The following is a 2,752-nucleotide window of genomic DNA, read 5'->3' as shown; positions in this document are numbered from 1 at the left end:
CCGGCGGGCCGCGGGAAGCGCTGGGCCGCCCGGCTGGCGCGCCCCGCCCTGGCCGCGCTCGCCGGGGCGCTGCTCTACCTCAGCTTCCCGCCCCGCCCCCTCTGGTGGCTGGCCCCCTTCGCCCTGGCCCTGCTGGCCGGCTGCCTGCGCGGCCGCCGCGCCCGGGCCGGCTTCGGCCTCGGCTTCCTCTTCGGACTCGGCTACCTGCTGCCGCTGCTCGTCTGGACCAGCGAGGGCGTCGGCCCGGTGCCGTGGCTGGCCCTCGTCACCCTGGAGTCACTCCTCATCGGCCTGGCCGGCCTGGGCATCGCCCTCGTCAGCCGGCTGCCCGCCGCGCCGCTGTGGTCGGCCGCCGTCTGGGTCGCCGTCGAGGCCCTGCGCGCCCGGGCCCCGTTCGGCGGCTTCTCCTGGGGCAGGCTGGCCTACGGGCAGGCCGACGGGATCTTCGTACCGCTCGCCGCCGTCGGCGGCACCCCGCTGCTGTCCTTCGCCGTCGCCCTCTGCGGGTTCGGCCTGTACGGGGCCGCGCGCCTCGCCCGCCGGCAGCCCACCCGCACCGCCGCGGCCCTCGCCGCCCTCACCGTCGCCGCCCCCGTCGGCGCTGCCCTCGCGGCCCGCCCGCTGGTCTCCGACGCCGCCGAGGACGGAACCGCGGTCGCCGCCGTCATCCAGGGCAACGTGCCCCGCGCCGGCTTCGACTTCAACGCCCAGCGCCGCCAGGTCCTCGACAACCACGCGAACCGCACCATCCGGCTCGCGGAGGACGTCAGGGCCGGCCGGGTCCCCAAGCCCGACTTCGTGCTGTGGCCGGAGAACTCCTCCGACATCGACCCGTTCACCCAGCCCGACGCCTACGCCGTCATCGACAACGCCGTCAGGGCCGCCGGCGTGCCCACCGCGATCGGCTCCGTCCTCGCCCCCGAGACCGGCCCGCTGCGCAACACGATGATCCTGTGGGACCCGGCCAAGGGTCCCGTGGACACCTACGACAAGCGCAAGATCCAGCCCTTCGGCGAACGCATGCCGATGCGCTCCTTCGTGCGGCTGTTCAGCTCCGACGTGGACCGGGTCCGCCGGGACTTCGGCCCGGGCAAGGAGCCCGGCGTCTTCGACATGGCGGGTACCGGCGTCGGCATGGTCACCTGCTACGAGGCCGCCTTCGACGACGCCGTGCGCTCCACCGTCCAGGCCGGTGCCCAGGTCATCGCCGTCCCCAGCAACAACGCCACCTTCGGCCGGACCGAGATGACCTACCAGCAGCTGGCCATGGACCGCATCCGCGCGGTCGAGCACAGCCGCAGCGTCCTGGTCCCCGTCACCAGCGGGGTCAGCGCCGTCATCCGCCCCGACGGCACGGTGGTCAAGCAGACGAAGATGTTCACCGCCGACGCCCTCGTCGACGAGGTCCCGCTGCGCTCCACCGAGACCCCCGCCACTCGCCTGGGCCCGCTGCCCGAGTACGCGCTGGTCCTGCTGGCCGCAGGCGGCCTCACCACCGTCCTGGCCCGCCGGCTCCGCGCCCGCCGCGCCACCCGTGGGGCCGGCGCGTGAGCACACCCGAGTTCATCCGCGAGGTCCGGGCCGCCGGCGCCGGCCACCGGCTGCTCCTGCTGCCCGGGGTCACCGCCGTCGTCTTCGACGACGGGGGCCGGGTCCTGCTCGGGCGCCGCGCCGACACCGGACGGTGGTCGGTCGTCGGGGGGATCGCCGAGCCCGGCGAGCAGCCCGCCGCGACGGCCGTGCGCGAGGTGTACGAGGAGACGGCCGTGCGGTGCGTCCCCGAACGGGTCGTCCTCGTCCAGATGCTCGAACCGGTCACCTACGCCAACGGCGACGTCTGCCAGTACCAGGACATCACCTTCCGCTGCCGGGCCACCGGCGGCGAGGCCCGCCCCGCCGACGGGGAGCTGCTGGAGGTGGCCTGGTTCGCCCCGGACGCCCTGCCGCCGCTGGAGCCCTTCGCCCTGCACCGGATCCGCCGCTCCCTCGCCGGGGAACCAACCTGGTTCGAGGCCCCGGACCCGGCCTAGACCCGGCCTCGACGGCCCCGGCCTGGCACACGGCCCGCCACGGGCTAGCGCGCGACCCCAGCCGCCTCGCAGTACAGGGCCATGGCCGCGTCGCCCATCACCGCGCTGTACGACACCTCCGGAAAGTCGCCGCCCCCCTGGTACCCGCCGAGGACCCCGGCCAGGGCCCCGCCCGCCAGCCAGGGGCTGCCGCTCGTGCCGCCGCTCAGGTCCGGGCAGTCGATCCGGCGCTGGGTCGGCGAGAACAGGCTCGTCGCGTTGGAGCAGCGCAGCGGGCCGTCCTGGACGCTCGGGTAGCCGAGTACGGTCACCGTGACGTCCCCGGGCTGCGCGGCGGCCACCGGGAAGGCCCCGACCACGTCCTCCACCGCCCGGGTCTCCCCGCCGTCGGCCGGTGCGACCGTCGCGAAGGCGATGTCCTCGTCCGGGTCCCGCCCGTCCGCCCAGCCCGGCGCCACCCACACCCGGGTCAGCCGCCACACCCCGTACGGGGCCTCGCCGTCCCGGTAGCCGGGGGCGAAGACGGTGGTGTCGGGGTGGTCGAGGCAGTGCGCGGCGGTGGCGATCAGGTCGTGGCCCAGGCTGCGCACCACCGACGCGGTGCAGAAGTGCCCCCCTTCGAGCCCGTCGGCGAACAGCGCCCCGACCCGCCCGGCCTCCGCGCCGGCGGGAGCCTCGTCGGTCACCCCCGGCGGACCGGCGGCCCCGGCCTCCGGCAGGTC

The 2,752-nt window shown here is 76.2% G+C and carries 3 protein-coding genes; 2 read left to right on the top strand and 1 reads right to left on the bottom strand.

Annotation, left to right across the window (positions count from 1 at the left end; genetic code table 11):
• Together lnt and VR44_RS36885 are read left to right on the top strand one after the other, a co-directional pair.
• On the top strand, window positions 1–1,551 hold a 1,551-nt coding region (gene lnt / locus VR44_RS36890), incomplete at its 5' end, for an apolipoprotein N-acyltransferase (RefSeq protein ID WP_045952037.1).
• Window positions 1,548–2,030: an NUDIX hydrolase gene (locus VR44_RS36885; RefSeq protein ID WP_045952036.1), complete on the top strand. Its 483-nt coding sequence runs from the start codon at window positions 1,548–1,550 to the stop codon at window positions 2,028–2,030. The genes lnt and VR44_RS36885, both read left to right, overlap by 4 nt.
• Window positions 2,031–2,074: 44 nt before the next feature.
• Here VR44_RS36885 and VR44_RS36880 read toward each other — a convergent pair.
• On the bottom strand, window positions 2,075–2,752 hold a 678-nt coding region (locus tag VR44_RS36880), incomplete at its 5' end, for a trypsin-like serine peptidase (RefSeq protein ID WP_045952035.1).

It is taken from the genome of Streptomyces katrae, from assembly GCF_000966975.1.
GTDB lineage: Bacteria > Actinomycetota > Actinomycetes > Streptomycetales > Streptomycetaceae > Streptomyces > Streptomyces katrae.
Note: the sequence above shows the minus strand (reverse complement) of the source record. Positions and strands in the feature narration are given on the sequence as shown.